This is a genomic window from Ruegeria sp. S263, assembly GCF_056780525.1.
In genome coordinates, this window is sequence record NZ_JBQUVJ010000003.1 from 511,110 (window position 1) to 532,105 (window position 20,996).

The 20,996-nt window shown below is 55.4% G+C and carries 19 protein-coding genes; 12 read left to right on the top strand and 7 right to left on the bottom strand.

What is annotated here, in order from left to right; genetic code table 11:
* The first annotated feature begins 60 nt into the window (after positions 1 to 60).
* Positions 61 to 1,860, top strand: coding sequence for an SLC13 family permease (locus tag ACT2B1_RS21010; protein ID WP_481669117.1), 1,800 nt, complete (start codon positions 61 to 63; stop codon positions 1,858 to 1,860).
* Here the strand turns inward: ACT2B1_RS21010 and nhaA are convergent.
* The 6 genes from nhaA to ACT2B1_RS21040 all read right to left on the bottom strand — a co-directional run bounded on the left by nhaA (position 1,857) and on the right by ACT2B1_RS21040 (position 8,186).
* A complete protein-coding gene (gene nhaA, locus ACT2B1_RS21015) occupies positions 1,857 to 3,212 on the bottom strand; it encodes a Na+/H+ antiporter NhaA (RefSeq protein ID WP_481669118.1) in 1,356 nt (451 codons plus the stop codon). The two genes, ACT2B1_RS21010 and nhaA, sit on opposite strands and share 4 nt — an antisense overlap.
* Before the next feature lie 81 nt (positions 3,213 to 3,293).
* Complete coding sequence (yghX, locus tag ACT2B1_RS21020; protein WP_171239201.1) at positions 3,294 to 4,181, bottom strand: YghX family hydrolase; 888 nt, start codon at positions 4,179 to 4,181, stop codon at positions 3,294 to 3,296.
* Between the two features lie 90 nt (positions 4,182 to 4,271).
* Positions 4,272 to 5,795, bottom strand: coding sequence for a malonate--CoA ligase (locus ACT2B1_RS21025; protein ID WP_481669119.1), 1,524 nt, complete (start codon positions 5,793 to 5,795; stop codon positions 4,272 to 4,274).
* Positions 5,792 to 7,090: a malonyl-CoA decarboxylase gene (locus ACT2B1_RS21030; RefSeq protein ID WP_171239199.1), complete on the bottom strand. Its 1,299-nt coding sequence runs from the start codon at positions 7,088 to 7,090 to the stop codon at positions 5,792 to 5,794. The genes ACT2B1_RS21025 and ACT2B1_RS21030 overlap by 4 nt, the downstream gene beginning before the upstream one ends.
* Position 7,091: 1 nt before the next feature.
* Positions 7,092 to 7,757: a GntR family transcriptional regulator gene (locus tag ACT2B1_RS21035; RefSeq protein WP_171239198.1), complete on the bottom strand. Its 666-nt coding sequence runs from the start codon at positions 7,755 to 7,757 to the stop codon at positions 7,092 to 7,094.
* A gap of 42 nt (positions 7,758 to 7,799) precedes the next feature.
* The gene (locus tag ACT2B1_RS21040) at positions 7,800 to 8,186 is read right to left on the bottom strand and encodes a YciI family protein (RefSeq protein ID WP_171126194.1); all 387 of its coding nucleotides are present in this window, start codon (positions 8,184 to 8,186) and stop codon (positions 7,800 to 7,802) included.
* A gap of 84 nt (positions 8,187 to 8,270) precedes the next feature.
* On the opposite strand from ACT2B1_RS21040, the gene ACT2B1_RS21045 reads away from it, so the two are divergent.
* From ACT2B1_RS21045 to ACT2B1_RS21085, 9 genes are all read left to right on the top strand, one after another.
* Complete coding sequence (locus ACT2B1_RS21045) at positions 8,271 to 9,155, top strand: fumarylacetoacetate hydrolase family protein (RefSeq protein ID WP_171239197.1); 885 nt, start codon at positions 8,271 to 8,273, stop codon at positions 9,153 to 9,155.
* Complete coding sequence (locus tag ACT2B1_RS21050; RefSeq protein ID WP_171239196.1) at positions 9,152 to 9,817, top strand: malonic semialdehyde reductase; 666 nt, start codon at positions 9,152 to 9,154, stop codon at positions 9,815 to 9,817. The genes ACT2B1_RS21045 and ACT2B1_RS21050 overlap by 4 nt, the downstream gene beginning before the upstream one ends.
* Positions 9,818 to 9,964: 147 nt before the next feature.
* Positions 9,965 to 11,038 (top strand): C4-dicarboxylate TRAP transporter substrate-binding protein, encoded by a 1,074-nt coding sequence (locus ACT2B1_RS21055; protein ID WP_171239195.1) that lies wholly within the window; start codon positions 9,965 to 9,967, stop codon positions 11,036 to 11,038.
* Positions 11,039 to 11,068: 30 nt separating this feature from the next.
* Complete coding sequence (locus tag ACT2B1_RS21060) at positions 11,069 to 11,620, top strand: TRAP transporter small permease subunit (protein WP_171239194.1); 552 nt, start codon at positions 11,069 to 11,071, stop codon at positions 11,618 to 11,620.
* Positions 11,617 to 12,921 carry a TRAP transporter large permease gene (locus ACT2B1_RS21065; RefSeq protein ID WP_170385124.1) on the top strand — a complete coding sequence of 435 codons (1,305 nt, stop codon included), beginning with the start codon at positions 11,617 to 11,619 and terminating at the stop codon, positions 12,919 to 12,921. Before ACT2B1_RS21060 ends, ACT2B1_RS21065 begins: the two co-directional genes overlap by 4 nt.
* Positions 12,922 to 12,931: 10 nt before the next feature.
* Complete coding sequence (locus tag ACT2B1_RS21070; protein ID WP_171239193.1) at positions 12,932 to 13,798, top strand: dioxygenase family protein; 867 nt, start codon at positions 12,932 to 12,934, stop codon at positions 13,796 to 13,798.
* Positions 13,799 to 13,810: 12 nt separating this feature from the next.
* A complete protein-coding gene (locus ACT2B1_RS21075) occupies positions 13,811 to 14,626 on the top strand; it encodes an amidohydrolase family protein (RefSeq protein ID WP_481669120.1) in 816 nt (271 codons plus the stop codon).
* Positions 14,623 to 15,000 carry a FixH family protein gene (locus tag ACT2B1_RS21080; RefSeq protein WP_171239191.1) on the top strand — a complete coding sequence of 126 codons (378 nt, stop codon included), beginning with the start codon at positions 14,623 to 14,625 and terminating at the stop codon, positions 14,998 to 15,000. The genes ACT2B1_RS21075 and ACT2B1_RS21080 overlap by 4 nt, the downstream gene beginning before the upstream one ends.
* Before the next feature lie 8 nt (positions 15,001 to 15,008).
* Positions 15,009 to 16,127, top strand: a complete 1,119-nt coding sequence (locus ACT2B1_RS21085; RefSeq protein WP_171239190.1) for a cytochrome-c peroxidase — start codon at positions 15,009 to 15,011, stop codon at positions 16,125 to 16,127.
* On the opposite strand, the gene ACT2B1_RS21090 is transcribed toward ACT2B1_RS21085, so the two are convergent.
* Positions 16,114 to 17,277: a pyridoxal-phosphate-dependent aminotransferase family protein gene (locus tag ACT2B1_RS21090; RefSeq protein WP_171239189.1), complete on the bottom strand. Its 1,164-nt coding sequence runs from the start codon at positions 17,275 to 17,277 to the stop codon at positions 16,114 to 16,116. The genes ACT2B1_RS21085 and ACT2B1_RS21090 overlap by 14 nt on opposite strands.
* A 134-nt stretch (positions 17,278 to 17,411) precedes the next feature.
* On the opposite strand from ACT2B1_RS21090, the gene ACT2B1_RS21095 reads away from it, so the two are divergent.
* Both ACT2B1_RS21095 and ACT2B1_RS21100 read left to right on the top strand, forming a co-directional pair.
* Positions 17,412 to 20,288 (top strand): FAD-binding and (Fe-S)-binding domain-containing protein, encoded by a 2,877-nt coding sequence (locus tag ACT2B1_RS21095; protein WP_481669121.1) that lies wholly within the window; start codon positions 17,412 to 17,414, stop codon positions 20,286 to 20,288.
* A gap of 9 nt (positions 20,289 to 20,297) precedes the next feature.
* Positions 20,298 to 20,972 carry a GntR family transcriptional regulator gene (locus ACT2B1_RS21100; RefSeq protein ID WP_171239187.1) on the top strand — a complete coding sequence of 225 codons (675 nt, stop codon included), beginning with the start codon at positions 20,298 to 20,300 and terminating at the stop codon, positions 20,970 to 20,972.
* The last annotated feature ends 24 nt before the right edge of the window (positions 20,973 to 20,996 follow it).

The following is a 20,996-nucleotide window of genomic DNA, read 5'->3' on the forward strand; positions in this document are numbered from 1 at the left end:
GTCGCTCTAATCAGGAAGGTGGATGCTGTGACCGCCATATCGTCAGCGGCAAAGGTATGAATGAAGGAGGGCGGACTGATTGATCTCATCGCCGACTATGAACCCTATCTTGCGCTCGCAGTTGTCGTCCTTCTGTTCGCAGCATTTCTTTCCGAGTGCTTCGAACCGGACGTAACCGCTGCGGGGGCCGCCGCGCTGTTTGTCGTCTTGGGGTTTGTCCCCACGAATGAAGTTTTGGCCGCGTTTTCGAACCCTGCACCCATAACGATCGCCGCGATGTTCGTGATCAGCGGCGCGCTGGTCCGAACCGGGCTTCTCGACGCACTTGCGAACAAGGTTGTCGCCGCAGGGAGCAAGCGCCCGGTCGCCGGTATAGCGGCGTTTCTCATCGCGACACTCGTCGCCTCGGGTCTGATTAACAACACGCCGGTCGTCATCGTCCTCATACCGGTGGCCATTCGTTTGGCGCAGAGCCTGGGCTTTGCTGCGACACGCCTGTTGATTCCGCTATCCTACATGTCCGTCCTGGGCGGGACGTGTACTCTGATCGGCACGTCGACCAACCTTCTGGTGGACGGCGTTTCCCAGGCGTCTGGCTTGGAGCCGTTTTCAATTTTCGAGATCACACCCGTCGGTCTGGTGGCCGCGGCCACAGGCGGTGTTGCGCTCCTCCTGCTGGGACCTGTCCTGCTGCCGGACCGAAAGGATATTGCGGAACAGGGCGGCGACGATGAAGCGACTTTTTTGACCGAGGTACGCCCGCGAGAGGACTACCCGAATATTGGTCGAACGATTCATGAAATCGCCGCCCTCAGCCGAAGAGGTGTTGAAATCGTCGGCATCCGTGCGCGTTCTGGAGTCAAGAGAGAGGGATTGAGTGAACACATACTCGAACCGGGCGACAGGATCATTGCCAAGGTTGCGACATCAGAACTGCTCACCCTCAGGAAACTTGAAGGGATCGAAGTCGGGTTGCGCCAGGGGCCAGCGGCCGAAAACACCTCGGAGCTGATCGTCGCCGAAGCTATCGTGACGCTTTCACGCCGAAGCCGCGGCGTGCGCATTGCCCAGCTTGCCATGGGGCACCGATACGGCATGCGTGTTCTTGGTGCCCACCGACATGGGGAAGTGCTTGGACCCGACCTGTCGACGGCGCTATTGCGCCCCGCCGATACGCTGCTTTTGGAAGGAACGCCTGAAGGCTTTGCCCGAATGACCGAGGCGGGCGATCTTGCCGCGATCACGGATGCCGGGGGGCGCGCCTTCCGCCGCGGGAAAGCGCCGCTGGCTCTGTTCGCGCTTTTCGCGGTTGTGGCGCTCGCCGCAGCCGGGTTCGCCGAGATCAGCGTGCTTGCCCTTGTCGCGGTCGCTGCCATCCTCGTGCTCCGGTGCATCGACAGCGGCGAAGCCTGGGCGTCCATCGACGCCAGCGTCCTTGTGCTGATCTTTTCCATGCTAATCGTCGGCAGCGGTATGCAGAATGCAGGAGCAGTCAACCTGATCGTGGAGACATTGGTGCCGACTCTCGTAGAGTTGCCCCTAATTGTCACGCTCGCTGTGATCTACATACTGTCTTCGGCGCTCACCGAGGCGGTTACCAACAACGCCGTAGCCGTCGTCGTTACACCTCTCGCGATCGGTGTTGCGGAACAACTCGGTGTCGACGCCAAGCCGTTCGTCGTCGCTGTGATGTTTGGCGCAAGTGCAAGTTTCGCCACTCCGGTCGGCTATCAGACCAACACATTGGTATATGGCGCTGGGAACTACAGGTTTTCCGACTTCCTCAGGATCGGCGTGCCGATGAATCTTATCGTCGGCGCAGCCGTGGTCGGGGTGATCCCGGTATTCTTCCCATTCTAGGGTACCCGGTCTTGTTCTGCGGTGCTTGTGGCGCTTTTTGTGCGCGCTGCGTGAATTGTCAGCAGGAGCAGCATGAGGATCCCGGCCGTTGCGGCAATAGCTGATCCTGAGAGAATTCCAAGCTTAGCGGCGTTCAGCGTCGCCGGATCGAAGGCCAAGCCCGCTATGAACAGCGACATCGTGAAACCGATACCAGTTAGAAACGAGCCGGCCAGAATTAACGGCCCCGACAAGCCCGGCGCTAACACTGCCAGGCCTGATCGGACAGCTAGCCAGCTGAACCCGAAGACGCCGATCGGTTTTCCTAGCACCAGACCGACAATTATCGCCAAGGAGACCGGTTGTTCGAAATCGGCACCCTGAACCGTGATGCCGGCATTTGCCAGCGCGAAAATCGGCATGATTGCAAAGCCGACCCAAGGGTGCAGCATTGTCTCGAGCCGTTCGACTGGCGAGAGTGCCTCCGTGACCGCTCTGCTTGCTTGACGCAGGTTATGGCGGGTTGCGGTATCTCCCTGCTGCCGATCGCCGGCCGGAACGGCGCGTAGGCGTCCAAGGATTGCATGCAGCCGGGCATCGCTTACCCATATGCGCGTCGGCGTCATAAGGCCCAGAATGACCCCTGCGATGGTCGCATGAACGCCGGAGGCATCGATGCATAGCCAGACTGCCGCACCGAGAAGAAAATAAACCGGGACACTTCTGATCCCGACGCGCGAGGCGCCTGCGACGACACCAATTCCCAGCAGACCCAAACCGAGCGCCGACCAGTTCAACGCTTCCCCGTAACCGAAGGCGACGACGAGAATTGCGCCGACATCGTCAAAAATGGCCAGAGAAAGAAGGAACAGACGCAAGGTGGACGGGATCCGCCTTCCGAAAAGCGCCAGGCATCCAATCACGAACGCCGTATCGGTTGCCATCACGGTTCCCCAGCCGTGCGCCCCGGGCTGCCCGGACATCAACAAATGATAGAGCCCGACCGGCACCACCATGCCACCCAAAGCGCCCGCGAACGGCAGGGCGGCCTGTCGCGGGTTTTGCAATTCGCCCAGTACGATCTCGCGCTTGAGCTCCAGAGAAAGCACGAAAAAGAAGACGGTCATCAGCCCGTCGTTGATCCAGTGTCGCAGCGAGCGGGTGAAATCGAACGAACCGAATGTCAGGCCAACAGGGGTCTTCCAGAAGCCCAGGAAGCCTTCTTGCCAAGGCGAGTTTGCCAGCGCCAAAGCCAGCAGAACAGCCAGGAACAGGAGCCCACTCGCGGCCGCTTGGATCTCTAGGAAGCGTGCGAAGGGTTTTGTTATTCTATCGGCGGACTCTTGGGGCAGGCTTTGATGATTGTCTATCATGGGACAACTACGCCAATTCGGGTGAAAAGAGACTACGCCATTGAAGCGTGGACGCAATGACCACGTGGTAGCTTGTACCAATTACTTCAGATAGGTGTTGAACCAATCAATTGTGCGGTCCCAGGCTAGGTTTGCCATTTCCTCATCATAGCGTGGCGTACTGTCGTTATGAAAACCGTGGTTGGCGTTTTCGTATATATATGCCTCGTATACTTTGTCGTTGGCCTGCAGAGCAGCCTCAAAATCCGGCCAACCTGCGTTGATGCGCTCATCAAGCTCTCCCATCTGAATTAGTAACGGCGCTTGAATTTTGGCTACATCCTCAGCTGCTGGCTGGCGACCATAGAACGGCACGCCTGCGGCCAGTTCCGGGTAGGCCACGGCAATTGCACTGACTACACCGCCGCCATAGCAGAAACCCACTGCGCCGACCTTTCCGGTGCTGTCATCTCGGTTCAACAGGTATTCAAATCCATTGAAGAAATCGTTCATCAACTCGACACGGTCCACTGTCTTTTGCAACTCGCGCCCATCGGCGTCGTTGCCCGGGTAGCCGCCAACCGATGTCAGGCCGTCGGGGGCCAAAGCCATAAATCCGGCTTTTGCCAACCTGCGCGCCACATCCTCGATGTAAGGATTCAAACCGCGGTTTTCGTGGATCACCAGCACCCCAGGTAGGGGCTCTTCAACGCCAGCGGGCCGGACAAGATACCCTCGGACATCACCGGTTCCATTGGGTGACGGATAGGTAATGTAGTCTGCGTGGATATCGGAATCGTTGAATGACACTTGCTGAGCCATCGCATAATTCGGGCTAAGCATGTTCAGCAAAGCAACCGCTGTGACGCCGCCGACCGCGAACTTTCCGGCGCGATCCAGGAATTGGCGCTTGGTGATCTTGCCGTGCGCGTAAAAGTCGTACAGGTCCAGAAGTTCCTGGTCGAAGTCTTTTGCCGTCATGCGGGTCATTATGGATCTCCTAATGAGTTTGGCAGTCTGAAGGGGAGGGTAGTATCCGATCTGAAAGTCTTTATTTGATTGAGCGTCTGGATGGGCTTACTAAGATTCTGCCGGCGACAGTTCCATGTCCGCGTACCGTTCGCGCAGCACGTTCTTTTGAACTTTTCCCATAGTGTTTCGCGGCAATTCCGAGACGAATTCGTAGCGGCGCGGATGTTTGAAGCGCGACAGCTTGTCCCTAATGGTCTCAGCAATCTGATCCGCTTCAAGTTTTACGCTTGGCTCAATAACCAGAGCGGCGATGATTGCTTCGCCAAAATCGTTGTCGGGGACGCCGAAAACCGCCAATTCCAGAACACCGTCGATGTCGTTCAGTATCTCTTCAATTTCTTTGGGATACACGTTGTAACCCCCGGTAATGATCAAGTCTTTCGACCGCCCCACAATCGACAGATAGTTGTCCTCGCTGAATTGGCCCAAGTCCCCGGTGATGAAGAACCCGTTCTCTCGTAACTCTTCGGCGGTTTTCTCGGGCATCTGCCAATAGCCTTTGAACACGTTGGGGCCGCGGACTTCGATCATTCCAACTTCGCCAGGGGGAAGTGGTTCTCCGGTTTTCGTATGTGTCACGATAACCTCGATGCCGGGCAGTGCCATGCCAACAGTTCCCGCGCGACGTTCGCCACTATAGGGGTTAGAGGTGTTCATGTTTGTTTCGGTCATGCCATAGCGCTCAAGTATTCGGTGGCCGGTGCGCGTTTCGAATGCCTGATGGGTTTCGGCAAGCAGGGGGGCAGAGCCCGAGACGAACAGGCGCATGTTCCCTGTGATCTCTTTTGTGAACCGGTCGTCTGCCAACAGTCTGGTATAGAAAGTGGGAACCCCCATCAAAAGGGTCGACTTGGGCAATTCATCCAGGATGGCGCCGAGGTCGAACTTTTGCATAAGGCGAACTCTGGCACCGGCGAGTAGTGACGTATTCATCGCCACGAAAAGCCCGTGCGTGTGAAAGATCGGCAGCGCGTGAACCAAGCGATCGTCGTTTGTGATACCCCACAGACCAACAAGAGCTTGGGCGTTGGACAATAGGTTTTGATGGCTCAGCATTGCGCCTTTGGAACGGCCTGTGGTGCCTGATGTGTAGAGCAACGCGGCAAGATCGTCCGGAGCGCGATCCACGGTTTCGAATACGCAGGGCTGCGCGTCGGCCTCGCTGCTCAGGCTAGGGTAAACGCCGCCGAGTGTCCGCAGCTTCGCCCCAGACCGAGCCGCCAATTTTCCGACTTCAATTTCGTCTCTGCTATCGCAAACGATCATCGAAGGTTGGGCATCAGAGATGAAATAGTCCAACTCTGCCAATGTGTAGGCAGTGTTAAGCGGCAGATAGACTGCACCTGCCTGTACCGAAGCGGCGTAGAGGGCAATCGTATCGGCCAACTTGGGCGCTTGCACAACGATGCGATCGCCTGGTGAAACGCCGTTGTTTTGCAAAACATGCGCGACCTGCGCGGTGCGCTTCAAAAACGCGTCATAGGACACAACCTGGTCATCGTCGAGTTGCAGGAACGGAGCCTCGTTGCCCTCATGCCGGGCAAACAGGCTGTCGTATAGAGTGTTGGTCACGCGGTATTTTCCCTTGGCTTGGTCGCAAGCGCAGCGGTTGAGGCCGCGCGAACAGAACGCGAGGCTTCGATCGTCGCATGTGTCGCGAACTCTTCGTGATGACGTTCTGTTTTGTTTAAATCGTACAGGTAGTTCACCATCGCACCGCCGGATTGTGATCGTCCGTTCGGTGACAAATCGGCTTCGGCGTGCAACTCGTGCAACTCGGCACCGTTTCCGAGGTGAAAGCGGGCCACGGGATCCAACGGCATCCCATCCTCGCGCTTGGCGAACAACAGGTACCGGGCGGCCATTGCGCGCAAATCTTGCGGCGAGGTTGTTGCCGCAAGTACGGCCTCGGCGGCGTGGCCGTGCTCAGGATTGTCTGTTTCGCCCTCTAGCCAACGGTTCAGTCCCGGTATCGGCGACAAGGTCACAAATGTATCAAGCCCCTCAAGTTCTCGCGACAGCTCAGTTACAACCTGTTTGATCAACAGATTGCCAAAGCTGATACCGGTTAAACCTTTCTGGCAATTCGAGATAGAGTAGAACGCCGCGACTTTCGCTTGTTCGGTTTCGATCGGTTCCCGATCTTCGGACAAAAGCGCATCGATTGCGTCTGGAACTTCAGCCGTCAGAGCAACTTCGACAAAAATCAGCGGCTCATCTGGCATCGAAGGATGGAAGAATGCAAAGCAACGACGATCCGGCGGGTAGAGCCTGCGTCGCAGATCATCCAGATCGTTGATTTGATGGACCGCTTCGTAGGCAACGATCTTGTCCAAAACGCGGGCAGGGGTATCCCAACTGATTTGTTTGAGGACAAGAAAACCCCGATTGAACCAACTTCTCAGCAAATGAACGAAATCAATATCTGTTCGTTTGAGCTCGGGGTTGGATTTAAGAAAGCGCAATAGGTCAACGCGCATTGCTACGAGTTCTTGTGTCGCGCCGGATGGTTGGTTCAATCGGCGCAACAACTCTTGCCGTTTGGGTTCCGCGAATTCGCTAAGCTTTTGATATAAATTGACACTTCTGTCGTTGGCATAGAGGCCTGCCGCTTCGGCAAGCTGATCCGCGTCTAGCTCAAGTTGGTCATTCAAATAGGCAAAAAACTCCAATTTCTCGGGGTCTTCTAAGGTCTGGTACCGATCAAGAATTGTGGAGGCGAGGGTGAAGCCTGATACTTCGCCTTCGGCGGACAACAAGGCCTCACAAAGCTCTGCAATGGATCGATAGTCATCGTTGCCGCGCTTTTTGCCGGGACGATCGAACAGCTGATTCAGCAGATCGCCCAGAAACCAGTTCCGCTGCATTTCAGGACTCCATCTGACTGCTCAGGTACTTACCCGTCCGGCGGTAGTGGTTGAGCAAGTGCCGGGTCGCGCTGTCTGCATCGTGGTCGAGTGCGGCATCCAGGATTTGCTGGTGTTCGGCAGCGATATCGCGCTTTTTGTAACTGGGCCCTCCCGCCGCCAGATAACGATAGCGAATGTTGAGGTCATAAAGCTGCGAGCAATACCGTAGCAGCAACGGCAGTTTTGCATTTTCCAACAAGGCCATATGAAACACTTTGTGGGCGTCTTCGAAGTCTGGTGCACTTTTGTGACTGGCCTTTTTCATATGGTGATGCCGCAAAACAAGCCTGTCCTCCCAAGCTCCATCTGCTTTAGCGATGGAAGCGCGCAGCGCTGTTTCCTCGAGGTTGCATCGGAGCAACAGTATTTCCTCGAAGTTGGATTTGCTGACTGGCGCCGCCCGAAATCCGCGCTGATCAATCCGCTCGACCAGCATGTCAGACGTCAGGAGGCTAAGCGCCTCCCGAACCGGGCTTGCGCCCGTATCCAGAAGGCCACGGAGTTGTTCGATCTTGAGCTTCTGTCCGGGCGGCAACTCGCCTGTGAGGATCATATCGCGCAGCCGTCGATACGCACCATGAGTGGCTGATTTCTCTTTGCCCTCGGTATCAAGCATGACGTCCATATCCGACTTTTCCTCTTTGAATGCGCAATCTTTGAAGTGCTTTTAACTGAGGGCGCTTGTTCCGGTCGATAGGCCGACTGTCAGGTTCAGTGAGCCTTCGTTGATCATCCAGCGCCGAAGAACAAAACTGCGCGCCCCGCTTTTATGCATCGGGTCGTCCTCGGCTAGATTTCGAGCGGCCTCAAGGCTGTCGGCGCGGTAGATGATCAGGCCCATTCCCTGCATATGCTCACCGGTTTCATCCGACATTGGTCCGGCAAAAGCCAGCTGACCCGAACGTTCAAGCTGCGCCTGATATGCCAGGTGATCAGGAAGTGACGCCTTCACGTCTTCGGGCGCTTTGGCAGGCGTGCTGTGTGCAACGTAAAGCTCCAAAGCAAGTGCGCCGCGGCTCTGTGCTTCTGATTTGTAGTCTGCCCAGGCAACCATCTGCGCCCTCCAATAAAATCGATATTAATTGACATATGGCAAAATAATCGGCAAAAATCAAGCAAACTGATATGGATGATGAAAATGAAATACCTAGTGGGAGAGACTTTGGAAGGTACCGCGGTGTTTGCCGTGAACGGCGAAAAAGCAGTAAATTTAACTGCTTTGGACTCTGGTGTCGGCACAGATCTGATGGGGTTGATTGCCGATCCTGGTTTGAGCGACTCACTGGCCGATAAAATCTCAGCAGCGGTGCCTGTGCCAGTCTCGACTATCACGCCGGCATTGCCGGTGGCCGCCCCCGGTACCATTGTTTGCATGGGATTGAACTATACCGACCATATCAAAGAAGGTGGATACGACATTCCCGAGTACCCCACGCTGTTCATGCGCGGAAAGAACTCAATCATGGCGGCTGGCAAACCCATGGTGCGACCGGCGGCTTCCGAGCATTTCGATTATGAAGCGGAATTGATGCTGATCGTTGGGAAACGCGGTCGCCATATCTCGGAAGAAAAGGCGCTGGATCATGTGTTTGGTTATACCGTTTTCAACGATGGGTCGGTGCGGGACTATCAGCGCAAAACGGTTCAGTGGACGCCGGGTAAGAACTTTGACGACACGGGCGCAATTGGCCCCTTCACCGTGACTCAGGATGAGTTGCCCGAAGGCGCTTCGGGCCTCAAGATCGAAAGCCGCGTTGGCGATGAGGTTCTTCAAAGTTCGAACACCGCCAACATGATCTGGGGTGTCCGCCAGGTGATCGCGACAATTTCGGAATTCATGACCCTGGAACCGGGAGATCTGGTTGCATTGGGAACACCGCCGGGCGTGGGCCACGCCAAAAAACCCGACCCTCGCTGGTTGAAGCCGGGAGAAACCGTTGAGGTCGAGATCGAAGGTATCGGCGTCTGTTCCAGCCCGATCGTGGACGAAAAAGACAATAGGTCAAAGGTGGCAGCAGAATGAGCGCACCGACCGGGGCAGAGCTGGAGGCACTTCGCGCCAAGGCGCAGCAAGATCATCGCGATCTGCGCGCGCGCATTCCTCGTCTGTCGGATGACGCAATCGCCTTGATTCTGCGCGAGTCCCGGTCGCACTATGCGTGGACAAACAAGCCGGTTTCCGACGCGTTGCTTGAAGAGATTTACGACATCACGATCAACGGCGCGACCAGTATGAATACACTGCCTGCGCGGTTCATTTTCGTGAAAAGTGCCGAGGGCAAAGTGCGGCTTGCCAAGTCTTTGAAGCCAAAGAACGTGCCAAAGATGATGGGCGCGCCAGTCACGGCCATAATTGCCTACGACATGGAGTTCTGGAAGGAACTGCCCTTCCTTTTCCCACACGAAGATCGTCGGCCGTTGTTCGAAAACAATCCCGATTACGTTGCCGATACGGCGTTTCGCAATGGTACGCTTCAGGGCGCCTACTTCATGATCGCGGCACGGGCCGTTGGGTTGGACGTTGGTGCCATGTCAGGCTTTTCGAACAAGATTGTCGACGAGGAGTTCTTTGCAGGAACCACCCTCAAATCGAACTTTCTGTGCAATCTAGGTTACGCCGATGAAACGGGTTTGTTTCACAAACTGCCGCGATTTCCGTTCGACAAGGTTTGTTCTTATGCATGAGGAAATGACGCAAGTGGGCGGCCAATCGGCCAAGTACTTTGCCGTCGCAATGCTGCGCAAATCGGTTGGTGTGGAAAGGACTGACTGCCGGGGTTCAAGGCGAACAAATAAAGGGCAACAAGATCAAACTTTCTGGGAGGAGAGATAATGAAAAACTGGATCAAGTGCAGTCTGCTGGGTGTTGCCGTGGCAAGCACTATGGCACTGTCAGTCGCAGCGGAAGAGACCATTTCAGCTGTCGTAATTGATGGTTACCCAGACCGGGCCTTGTGGGTGAAAGAATTCACAAACTTCTTTATTCCTGAAGTGGATAAGCGGTTGGCCGAGTCCGGCAATTACAAGATGAACTGGCAGGAGAACTATGGCGGTTCTATTGTAAAACCCAAAGGTGTTCTGGAAGGCGTACAGTTGGGTTTGGGCGACATTGGTATCGTCACAACCATCTTCCATTCGTCCAAGCTACCCAGCCAGGGGATCTCGGGCTCGACACCATTCGTCGCGTCGGATGCTCGCGCAGTGGCCAAGGCGGTCGACGAGATCGCGCGAGAATATCCGGCGATGCAGAATGAGTTCGCTGCGCAAAATCAAGTCTATCTGGCGACAGGCGTTGTGCTCGACACATATCAGATGTTCTGCTCAGAGCCGGTCGAGAAAGTTGCAGACCTTGAAGGACGCAAGATCGCGGGTGCTGGTCTGAACCTGCGCTATCTCGAGGGTATCAAGGACGCGGCGGGCGTACGCGGAGGCCTCACTGATTTCTACAACATGGTTCAAACCGGCCTTGTCGATTGCGTAATGATTTGGCCGGAAGCTTCCAAGACGTTCAAAATCGTCGAAGTGGCCCCTTACATGTTGAAGGCAGACCTTGGTGCGGTGAATACAAAAACAGTCACCGTCAATGCCGACTACTGGGCGAGTCTGCCCGATGATGTCAAAGAAGTACTACAGGCCGTGGCTATCGACTACCGTGACCACGTGGCAGGTATTGCAATGGATCGAGCCGCTGCGTCGCGAGATGCATTTGTAGAAGCTGGCGGATCGATCATTGAAATCTCGGACGAAGACCGCGCTGCGTGGGCAAATGCGATGCCCAATGTTGCGCAGGAATGGGCCGCCACGCTGAATGAGAACGGCGAGCAGGGCACAGATATGCTGGCCGCTTATCTCGGCAAGCTTCAGGATGCTGGTTTCACTGGTGTGCGGGACTGGACGGCCGAATAATCGTTCGGCGACCCGAGAAAGGGGCCAGACATGCTGAAGACCGCAGTTGCCGTCCTGTCGCGGGTCGCCAATTCGCTTGCTATCGCCGCCAACGCATTGGGTACGCTTGTCGTCCTTGCGTTGGTGGTCATCCTGAATGTCGACGTCATAGCGCGCGGCCTGTTTTCGGCCCCATTGCGTGGAACCTATGAGATGGTTCAGTTCTCGGTCGTGATGATCGTTTTCCTGCAGTTGGCCGACGTGGTCAGGGTGGACCGGCTGACACGTTCAGACGGGTTCCTGAACCTGATGCACCATCGTCGCCCCGGCCTGACGGCCAACCTCAGGCGGATCATCAATGCGATCTCGGCGATCTTCATGGGATTGATCGCCTATGTGACCTTTCCGGAATTTCTTCATATGTGGGAGACGCAGGACTATTTCGGAGTGCCCGGTCTTTTCACATTACCATGGTGGCCGGTCAAACTGGTCATCGCGTGCGGGACTGCGCTTGCCTGCGTGATCTTCCTGCTCAAGGTCGTCACGGCGCAGGACCGCCCGCAACTTGTCCGCACCCCCGAGCATGACGAGGCCGCAGAATGACTCCGATCGAGATTGGCCTGATCTCGGTCGTTGCAATCGTTTTCCTGATTTACGCAGGCGTCTACATCCCGATTGCGCTGGGCGTCGTGTCGTTCGTGTCGATCTGGCTGATGCGGGACAACTTCACACTTGCGCTGAACCTGCTGAAAGTAGCGGTGGGCGACAGCGCGATGGAGTACAGTTTCGCGACCATCCCGTTGTTCACCTTTATGGGTCTCATTGTCTCGAAGGCCGGGTTGGGCAAGGACATCTACGAAGTCATGACCATGCGGTTTCGCAAGGTCAAAGGCGGCATCGGCATGGCAACCGTCGGAGCCAACGCCGTCTTTGCAGCCGTAACCGGGTCTTCAATAGCCTCCGCTTCCGTGTTCACCAAAGTCTCGGTTCCTCAGATGATGGCGCAGGCTTACAACCCGCGCTTTGCTGTCGGGGTGGTCGCCGGGTCTTCGGTCTTGGGTATGATCATCCCGCCTTCGGCCATGCTGATCATCTATTCCTTTGTCGCCGAACAATCCGTGGGCGACATGTTCCTGGCAGGCGTCATTCCGGGGATCATGCTGGCCATTGCCTACGTCGCCGCGATCTGGGTTATGGGCCGTTTTACACCAGCTTTTGTTGGCGGCCGGGTCGTGGAAGACACCGAATGGATGTCCGGCCGTGAGGTCGCGTCGAAAACCTTGCCGACACTGTTCATTATCACAGTCGTGCTCGGCGGGATTTACACAGGGTGGCTAACCGCAGTCGAGGCCGGTGCAGCCGGGGCGCTGGTTGCGCTTATCATCGCTGTGGCGCGCAAATCCATGACGCCCAGAGCCTTCTGGGACGCCCTGCTGGAAACCGGCCACATTACAGCGGCGATCCTGTTCCTGATCACTGCGGCTTCGATATATAGCCGGATGCTGGGGCTGGCCGGGTTGCCCAATCAGTTGCAGGACTTGCTTGCTGGGAATTCGGCGTCCTTCTGGACGATCATGCTGCTTTACGTCCTGCTGATGTTGTTTCTGGGAACACTGCTGGACACGGCGTCAATCATTCTGATTGTCGTCCCGCTGTTCCTGCCCATGGCCGAAGCCCTTGATATGTCCCTGATCTGGTTTGGCATCATCACCGTTGTCGGTGCTGAGATAGGGCTTTTGACGCCACCTCTGGGGATTTCCTGCTTTGTTATCAAGTCCACGATTAACGATGACCGGATATCACTAAAGGATGTGTTCATGGGCGCGCTGCCCTTTGCGTTTGTTATGCTGATCGTCCTGTTCATTCTGATCGAATTCCCGATCCTCAGCCTTGCCCTGATTTAAGGAGACCCAGATGCGCTCTGTCACCAAAGACAATATCACCGACGTGTTCATGGGATACCTGTCCAAAGACACCGATCCGAGGATGCGAGAAGTCATGGGGTCTCTGGTCAAGCACCTGCATGACTTTGCCCGGGAAACCAACCTGACGCATGAAGAATGGCGCGCCGGAATCGCGTTTCTGGAAGGGTGTGCCGCAGTGGAAACAGAGGACAGGCATGAATTCGTGCTGGCCTCGGACGTGCTGGGCCTATCGTCGCTGGTGGATATGCTGCATTCCAGCCCGGATGCGACCAGCTCGTCCGTATTGGGCCCGTTTCACGTCTCTGGCGCGCCTGCTTTGCCTATCGGTGGCGACATGAAACGCGACTACGGCGGGCCGGTGCTGCTTGCAGAGGGCGTCATACGCGATACCGAAGGCAATCCGATTGCCGGGGCCGAGCTTGATATCTGGCAAACGGCCCCGAATGGCCTTTACGCCAGTCAGGATGAAGAACAGGACACCTACTCTTTCCACGGGCTGATGACAGTTGGTGACGATGGCAGATACGCGTTCACCACAGTAAAGCCAGTTGAATACACTGTGCCGTCTGACGGGCCAGTTGGCGATATTCTGCGTGCTTGCGGTCGCCATCCGTGGAGGCCCTCACACCTGCACTTTATCGTCAAAGCCCCCGGCTATCGCTCACTCGTGACCGAGATTTTTCCGGAAGACGATCCCTATCTGGATCAGGATACGGTCTTTGGTGTTCGAGACGATCTGGTGATGACGTATGTTGAACGACCAGCTTCGGAATTTCCCGATGACATGGCACTTTCTGGTAGGATCACTGAACCTTACCTGCACGTGAATTTCGACGTCACGCTTGCTCGGGACTGAACGCTATGGAGGATGCTTGAAGTGCTAAAATACATATTCATTGTATATGCAGCGCTAGTCAGCGGAGTGGCCATCGCCGATGAGCGACCGATTTTCGATGCGCATATTCACTACAGCCATGATGCCGTGAAACTGGTTCCGCCCGAACAAGTGGCCAAAATCCTGCGGGATGCAGGCGTGCGGAAAGCCCTGGTTTCCAGCTCGGACGATAGCGGAACGCAACTGCTTTTGGCTGCAGCGCCGGACATCGTTGTTCCGGCACTTCGTCCCTATCGTCGTCGCGGTGAGATCAACACCTGGATGCACGACGAAACAGTAATCGATTATCTGGAAGCAAATCTGTCGAAGAACGACTACGAAGCCATCGGCGAGTTTCACGCCTATGGGGACGATGTCAAAACGCCGGTTATCCAGCGTATGATCGCACTGGCGAAGGAACGGAACTTAATTCTGCACCATCACGGTGATCGCGACGCGGTTGACCTGATCTTCGAAACCTGGCCGGAGGCTCGGGTACTGTGGGCACATTCTGGCTTTGACGATCCAGGAAAGGTTGTCGACGCTTTGAATGCGTATCCCCGGCTTTGGGCCGATCTGGCGTTCCGTTCCGACATGGTCTCGCGGGGCCGTGTCGATCCGGATTGGCAAGCTGCGTTCGAAGTGCATCCTGATCGGTTTATGGTCGGTACCGATACATTTGCGCCGGAGCGCTGGTATTACGTCGGCCCGCACGCAGATTTTTCACGCGAATGGCTGGATTTGCTTCCAGACCAGATAGCGGACAACATTGCCTATGCCAACGCAGAACGATTGCTGGCAACAAAATGATCCGCTGGCTCGTCTGGTTTCTGGTATCTTCCGGCGCTGCCGTCGCTTGTGAGGCGACCGGGCAACGGATGGGTTCGGAAATTCAGAACGCGCCTGCTGTGCATTTGACCGTCAACGAAATTCCGTTGGCTCAACCGTTTTCAATACTCCTCACTGTGTGCAGCGAAATTGCCGTGAGTGATATGCGCGTCGATGCAATCATGCCTGCTCACCAACACGGGATGAACTACCTTCCAGTCGTCACTGCAAAAGGCGACGGTGTGTTCCGTGTTGATGATATGCTGTTTCACATGCCGGGAATGTGGGAGCTTCAAGTGGACGTCGAATACAAAGGGCAATCGGTATCCTACACCTTTGACATTGCGCTGAAATGAAGTTGTGGGTGACAGCTGCGCTAGTCTTACTGACGAGTTCGGTGCGTGCAGAAGTCCTATTGTCAGAAGACGAAATCCAACAAACGCTGTCCTTTGGGCCGTGGCCACCATCATTCCAACCTGATCCAAGCAACAGGGTTTCAAACGATCCCCGAGCGATTGCGCTGGGCGCAGCGCTTTTCGACCATCCGGTGTTGTCGATTGATGGTGCATTTGCCTGTGCAAGTTGTCACGACCCCCAGCAGGCACTCACCAACTCCGAGGCACGAACATTCGGTCGCGTGATTTTGGATCGGAATACGCCATCACTGCGAAATCTGGCAGGTCTGCGATGGTACGGGTGGGGCGGAAAGAGCGATAATCTGTGGGCTGCCAGCTTGCATCCGATCATTGAAGAACAAGAGATGGCGCACAGCAAAGAAAGCCTAATGAGAGCCATTTCCGAGAGTACGTACATTGAAGATTTTGAGGTCATTTTTGGCGATGTTCAAAGCCAAGACACAGAGCAGGTCTTGGTAAACATTGCCAAAGCCCTATCAGCTTATCTGGAAACGCTGGTAACCGAGCGGACACAATTTGACGATTTTCGCGACGCGTTGGAGCGCAGCGATCTGGCAGAGGCTGCGAACTACCCCGAAGCTGCCCAGCGAGGGCTTCAGCTCTTCTTGGGGCGCGGGAATTGCGCGTTCTGCCATAATGGCCCGAGATTTTCCAACAACGAATTCCACGACGCGGGCGTGCCATATTTTCTGAGTGAAACCGAAGTCGACGATGGCCGGTTCGGAGGGCTGAACTTCTTGCTCTCCAGCCCTTACACATTGGACGGAGACTGGACTGACGATCCGGAAAAGCAAGGCGCGTGGGCGGTCCGAAATGTACGAAGGAGCCATTCCGATTTTGGAACCTTTCGTACGCCCAGCCTTCGAGGTGTGGCCGAAACCGCCCCCTACATGCATGACGGCAGCCTGGATGATCTGGACGCCGTGGTCCGACACTATAACGAAATTGATATAGAAAGGCTTCACGCCGATGGCGAAGCCATACTCTCTGAACTAAATTTATCCGAGCAGGAGATTGCAGACCTGGTTGAGTTTTTGGAGACTCTGTCCGGCGTTACGCGGCCTTGAGATACTCCAATGCAGCCTGAGTACCGCCTTTAGTGTGCGGCACGCCGCTTTTTGCGAGTCCCATTTCTACGCCTGAGAGTGTGCCCATCAACATCAGGTCGTTGAAATCGCCCAAGTGACCTATTCGGAATACCTTGTCGGCTACTTTGGATAGACCATTTCCGAGTGAGATATTATAGTGCTCCAGCGCCGTCGCACGAAAGGCATCAGCAGAATGCCCCTCAGGCACTTTGACAGCGGTCAGTACGCCTGACTCCTGACCTTGGCGGGCACACAATACCTCAAGCCCCCATGCTTGCACGGCAGCTCGAGTCGCGGCTCCGTGGCGGGCATGACGAGCGAATACGTTCTCCAGCCCCTCCTCGTGCAACATATCGATGGCCTCATTCAATCCATAGATAAGATTGGTGCCAGGGGTATAAGGGAAGAACCCTTTCTGGTTCGGCTCGACCATATCCTGCCAATTCCAATAGCTGCGTGGCATGGTCACGGATTTTGAATGTTCCAGAGCACGATCGCTCACAGCGTTGAAGCTGAGACCCGGCGGTAGCATCATCCCTTTTTGCGAACCGGAGACACAGACATCTACGCCCCATTCGTCAAACCTAAGATCGATCGATGCAAGGCCAGAGATTGAATCAACCAAAAGAAGGGCAGGGTGTTTCGCCGTGTCTATTGCCCTGCGCACTTCCTCAATAGGCGAGACTGACCCGGTAGAAGTTTCATTGTGGACGACGCATACCGCCTTGATCTCGTGCTGACTGTCCGCGCGCAAGCGGTCTTCTATCTGATTGGGGTCCGCACCGCCACGCCAATCCCCTTCAATCAACTCTGGCTGTAACCCTATTTTTTCAGCCAAGTTGCACCACATGTATGCGAAATGTCCTGTTTCGTACATGAGAACATTTCCGCCCGGCGACACTGTGTTCACAAGCGCAGCTTCCCACGCGCCTGTACCGGATGAAGGGTAGATAAAGACGTTTTGTTCTGTCTTGAAAATTGTTTTCATCCCAGCGAGGGCTTTGTGGCCTACTTCTGCAAAATCTGGCCCCCGGTGATCGATGGTCTGCATGCTTATGGCCTTCAGGATGCGTTCCGGCACGGCACTTGGCCCTGGGATTTGCAAAAAATGTCTGCCCGCCTGGCGCATCTGAACTGATCCTTCCGCTGGCGCCGAAACAGTGGCGCAATTACCTATTGGCAAAAGTTAATTATGAATTCATTATTCAGTCAACGGTGAAGTGAAGCTTCTAATTGGCTAGTTGGGAAGGGAAGGCGAACCCGATGCTTGAGAATGGATCGTTGCATCGCCGACTGATGTCTGACGTCCAAGGCGAGGTGGTGGCTGACCCGGCATCACGCGCACGATACTCGACTGACGCTTCGATCTATCAGATGATGCCGGACGCCGTGGTCATGCCCCGAAACAAAGAGGACGTGCAGGCCGTGATGTCTGTAGCGCGCGACGAAGGATGCTCCGTTCTTCCGCGCGGCGGCGGCACATCGCAATGTGGGCAAACGGTCAATCAAAGCGTTGTCTTAGACAACACCAAGCACTTGAATCGTGTTCTTGACGTGGACGTTGAGAACCGTGTCGCGCGTGTTCAGCCCGGCGTTGTTCTGGATCAGTTGAACCAGTCACTAAAGCAATATGGCTTATGGTTTCCCGTAGACCCCTCGACCGCGTCGCGTTGCACGCTTGGAGGAATGGCCGCCAACAACTCTTCTGGTGGAAAATCCCTGCGCTACGGGATCATGCGCGATAACGTCCGTGCAATAAGTGCAATCCTCAGCGATGGTATGGAAGCACGGTTCAGCGCCGATACGACGGCATCTGGCGATTATGCCGATCTTGTTGGGGACATGCGTGCTCTGGGGCGTCGCGAGGCTGCGGAAATTGACGCCCGGTTTCCCAATCTCCAGCGTCGTGTGGGCGGGTATAACATCGATGCGCTTGTCGGCAACGATGTCAACATGTCTCATTTGCTGGTGGGGTCAGAAGGCACTCTGGCCTATTTCGCTGAATTGGAACTGAACCTTGCTCACTTGCCGGGCGAGAAAGTTGTCGGCGTGTGTCATTTCCCGACGTTCCGTGCTGCGATGGAGGCAACACAGCACCTCGTGGCGCTCAAGCCGCAGGCGATAGAATTGATCGACGACACCATGATTGCGTTGGGGAGAGATATCCCATTGTTCCGCAGTACGATTGAGGCGTTTGTAGAAGGCAGCCCTGAAGCGTTGTTGTTAGTGGAATTTGCTGAGGGTAGCGCTGACGCCAATGCTGCAAAGCTGGTCGAGCTATCGCAACTGATGGGAGATCTCGGGTTTGATTTCAGTGGGACTGAAAACCGTTGGGGCGGGGTTGTATCAGTTACTGATACCAAACTGCAAAACTCGATCGCCGAATACCGAAAATCCGGGTTGAACGTTATGATGTCGATGAAGGAGGCCGGCAAGCCGATCTCTTTTGTGGAAGATTGCGCCGTCCCGTTGCCTGATCTCGCCGATTATACCGCTGGCCTGACCGAAATTTTTACCCGGCACGGCACAAAAGGGACATGGTACGCGCATGCCTCAGTCGGGTGTCTCCATGTTCGTCCTGTCCTGAACATGCGGCAGGACAAAGACGTCCGGACAATGAGGGCGATTGCCGAAGAGACCTTTGATCTAGTCAAGAGATACAAAGGGTCTCATTCAGGCGAACACGGTGATGGGATCGTGCGATCAGAGTTTCATGAAAAGATGTTCGGCCCTCGTATCGTTTCCGCGTTTGAACAGGTTAAGGCCCGGTTTGACCCTGCTGGGCTAATGAACCCCGGCAAAATCGTGCACGCGCCTGCCATGGATGATCGCCGCCTATTCCGCTACAGCCCGGACTACTCAGTTCCTGTATTCGAAACGGCGCTGGACTGGTCCGCTTGGCCGGGTGCCGGAGGAGGATTTCAGGGTGCCGTCGAGATGTGCAACAACAACGGTGCGTGTCGCAAGCTCAAGGGCGGAGTAATGTGTCCTTCCTTCCGTGCGACGAGAAACGAGCGTGATGCCACACGTGGGCGGGCAAACACGTTGCGTTTTGCCATCAGCGGGCAGTTGCCGGGTGGTTTAACTTCAGACGCAATGCAGGACACGATGGAATACTGCGTGTCTTGCAAGGCTTGCGCGCGTGAATGCCCGACTGGCGTCGATATGGCCCGCATGAAGATCGAAGTACTTTCAGCAAAGCGCAAAAAAGACGGGCTGACATTGGCTGAAAAATTAATAGCTTATCTGCCGAGATATGCACCAAAAGCTGCAAAAGTCGCGTGGTTATTGAATGCTCGGAACAAAATTGGGCCCTTGCGTACGCTGTTGGAGAAACCAACTGGAATTTCGGCGCGACGTGACCTGCCAGTGTGGTCCTCCGACCCGTTCCGGGATGTCGAGGCCCAAGACACAGATCCGCAGGTGCTTCTGTTTGCCGATGTGTTCAACCGATATTTCGAGCCAGACAATCTGCGCGCCGCTGTCCGGGTTCTGCGTGCGCTAGGGCTTCGGGTTGCCATAGCAAGAGATGACCAAACAGGAAAGTCGCTGGATTGCGGGCGCACTCTTTTGGCTAAGGGTTGCGTGGAAGAGGCGCGTCACGAGGCACAGCGTGTGATTGACGCGACGCGAGAAGCAGCTGCACAGGGCATACCGGTAGTCGGTCTCGAACCTTCTTCTATCCTTACATTCCGGGACGAATATTTGGCTCTTTGTCCGGGGCGGGATGCGGAGTTGCTATCCAAAGCCTCTCATACCTTTGAGGAGTTTCTGGCCAAACAGCCGGATCTGCCTCTCAAATCGGTAGATCGCCCCATTTATGTGCATGGTCATTGCCACCAGAAAGCACACGATGCGGTTACACCGATGCTCAACTTACTTAAGCGTATTCCCGCATCACAGGTTCACATGATCGAAAGCAGTTGTTGTGGTATGGCCGGGGCGTTTGGATACGCGCCCGGCACTATTGATGTCTCGATCAAGATGGCGGAACTCGACCTGTTTCCAGCTTTGGAGGCGGCGCCTGCGGATGCAATTGTTGTGGCGGATGGAACATCATGCCGCCACCAAATCGCCGAAGGTACGCAGCGCCAAGCGATGCACGTCGCGCGCCTGCTGGATATGGTCCTTGAATATTAGGATGTGGATATGAACCTGACGGATAGCATTAATCGCCCGACCCTACATGAAGAGTTGGTCGAACGCTTGCGTAATCTTGTCGTCGAAGACGTTTTGAAGCCGGGTGAGAAAGTGCCCGAGAAACAGCTTTGCGACTCATTGGGTGTTTCCCGGACACCATTGCGAGAGGCCCTAAAGGTTCTTGCATCCGAAGGCTTTGTGGTGCTTCAAGCCAACCGGGGTGCCCGTGTCGCGAGTGTTACGAGGGAAGAATTGGAAAACACGTTTCCAGTGCTCGCAGCGCTTGAGCAACTGGCGGGGGAAATAGCGTGTCAGCAAATGGACGTTGCGGAAATTCAACGGATTGAAAGTAGCCACAAGGATATGCTGAGCGCGTACGAAGCGCGTGATCGACAGGCGTACTTTAAAGCCAATCAAGACATCCATCAGGCACTTATAAAGGGTGCGCGAAACGACATACTGGAAAACCACCATAAGCTTTTGGCCGCACGGGTCCGCCGTGCACGTTTTTTGGCCAACTTGTCGGACGAGCGTTGGGCACAGGCAATTGACGAACATGAAACCATGATGGAGTTGCTCAAGGCCCGAAATGCAGATGGGCTTGGTAAGGCAATGAAACTTCACATGATGAACAAACTTTCGGCGCTTGTAAAAGAGCTGAAGCCAGAAGTGACGCCTCGCTAAAACCTGGTAAAAAGTGCAGTCCGG